General features: G+C 38.0%; 3 protein-coding genes. 1 reads left to right on the forward strand and 2 read right to left on the reverse strand.

Features of this window, described 5'->3' with window-relative positions; translation table 11 throughout:
• Positions 1-263: 263 nt before the first annotated feature.
• Complete coding sequence (locus VXQ92_RS16340; RefSeq protein WP_000013717.1) at positions 264-518, forward strand: PspC domain-containing protein; 255 nt, start codon at positions 264-266, stop codon at positions 516-518.
• A 69-nt stretch (positions 519-587) separates the two neighbouring features.
• Here the strand turns inward: VXQ92_RS16340 and VXQ92_RS16345 are convergent, their stop codons facing one another.
• Both VXQ92_RS16345 and VXQ92_RS16350 read right to left on the reverse strand, forming a co-directional pair.
• Positions 588-1,688, reverse strand: coding sequence for an HPP family protein (locus tag VXQ92_RS16345; RefSeq protein WP_000111467.1), 1,101 nt, complete (start codon positions 1,686-1,688; stop codon positions 588-590).
• A gap of 132 nt (positions 1,689-1,820) precedes the next feature.
• Positions 1,821-1,913 (reverse strand): DUF4130 domain-containing protein (locus tag VXQ92_RS16350; RefSeq protein ID WP_416682538.1); only part of this gene is annotated, 93 nt, incomplete at its 5' end.

Consider the following 1,913-nt stretch of genomic DNA (forward strand, 5'->3'; position numbering starts at 1 on the left):
TTCAAAGACATATACATCATTCACATACAACAGCAATGCTACAGTTCAACCTTATTGTTCAGGAACGATATCATCGCTGCTACAAACACTTTCAGCCCCGAAACAGTGCATTTTAGTAGATGTTGCTTTCATTGATTTAAACCATTTACATATTTTAACCATTTTTAGTTTTATGAACCTTTAATTCATTCGGATTGGCTCCATATTCTTAATTAACCAAGTGAATAAATGATTCCTTGTAACTTATATTTGAGGAGACTTAGATGGCCAATTCTGGTTTATATCGCTCGAACCGACAAAGCATGATCGCCGGTGTAATGGGCGGTATTGCTGAACGATTTGGTTGGAATGCAAATTTGTTACGCATTATTTTCGTGTTAGTTTCGATAATGAGCGCGGCTTTTCCAGGGATTTTAGTGTACTTAGTTTTATGGTTGGTAATTCCTAAAAAACAGCCAGAACAAGTGCAAGGTTATCAACAACCTGTTCGCACTGTACGAGAAGAACAAATACATTAAATAACTTAGCTTATTTTGGTCGCTACGGTTGCATCCCCTAATCAACCGTAGCTTTTTTTATGTTTAAAATTACAATTTACGATTTAACTGCTGTTGTAAAGCCGCAATCATATCTGCACGGCTAATGATTCCAATCAGTTTTCGTTCCTCAACCACCGGAATATAGTTAAAAGACTTCTCAACAAAGTAAGGTACAAGGTCTTGAATCGGCTGAGTTGGCAGTACAGTAACTACTCGGCGACTCATAATTTGTCTTACGTAATGCTGCCATGAGTTTCTTGGATCTGTTGCCCCTTTAAACCATTCTACAACTTCATATAGCGCCAAAGTACCCACTAAATGGTTGTCTGCATTAACTACAGGCAAACTCATGAGATTTTCTTGTTTAAATTTATCTAATGCCTGATGAATATCATCATTTTCATGCAATTTAATCACATCTCGGCTCATAATATCCTGACAGGTATATTGGTTCACCATGCGTTCATTGGCATGTTCTTGCGCTTCTAAAATGATTTTTTCTAAGTCGTACTGGCTGATATCTAACAATTCCGTATGATGTTCTAATGCATACTCAATATCTTTTGGCTGAATTGATACTTTTTGAGTAGGTGTTGGATCTTTGCTTCGCTCATTTAAATGTGCAGTAACCGGATAATGTCGCCCAATCAATCGATTAAAAAATACAGCAAAACCGAGTAGAAGTAGTGAGTTGAGCAGAACCGGATAAAAAACGAAATAAAAGCCTAATTTATGAATGGCAGCGCCGCCTAACACAGCCGTAATCGCAACTGCCCCACTAGGTGGATGCAAGGAGTCGGTGGTCATCATTAAAAATATGGCCAAACCCACAGCCACGCTAAAAGCCGTGGTTAAATCCGGAATCCACTGTGCACAGGCGACCCCAATAATTCCGGCTAATGTATTACCGACAATAACATTCCAAGGCTGAGCCAATGGACTGGTAGGTACAGCAAATAAGAGAACAGATGAAGCCCCCATTGGTGCAATGTACCAAGCATTAATTCCGCCTAAAACATACCAGCTAATTAACGAGGAAATTGCTAAACCACATAGCGCTCCAACGCCACAAAGCAACCGTTCTTTTAGTGGTAAAACCTTAAAATTCGGTTTTAAAATCTGTAACCATTCTGGCTGTATAACACTCACAGTACACCTTAGGGGATATGCCGTTATTTATAACGGGCAAAAGTATACGCCCAAAGCCGCATAAAGTGCATTTAAATTATATCTTTCAATTATCAGAAAACCTGTTGAATGTACTCTTACTATTTTAATGTTTTAATATTCAATTAATTTTTCATTTAAATAGCGCCAGTAACGTTTAGGCAAATATTGCACATGAAGCTTAATATTTTGGCGTTCCGTAATATT

This window comes from Acinetobacter sp. 228 (assembly GCF_048147885.1).

What these genes read in the sequence shown, in the direction of transcription:
- VXQ92_RS16340 (WP_000013717.1), top strand. Translation starts at nt 264, where the DNA reads ATGGCCAATTCTGGTTTATATCGCTCGAACCGACAAAGCATGATCGCC.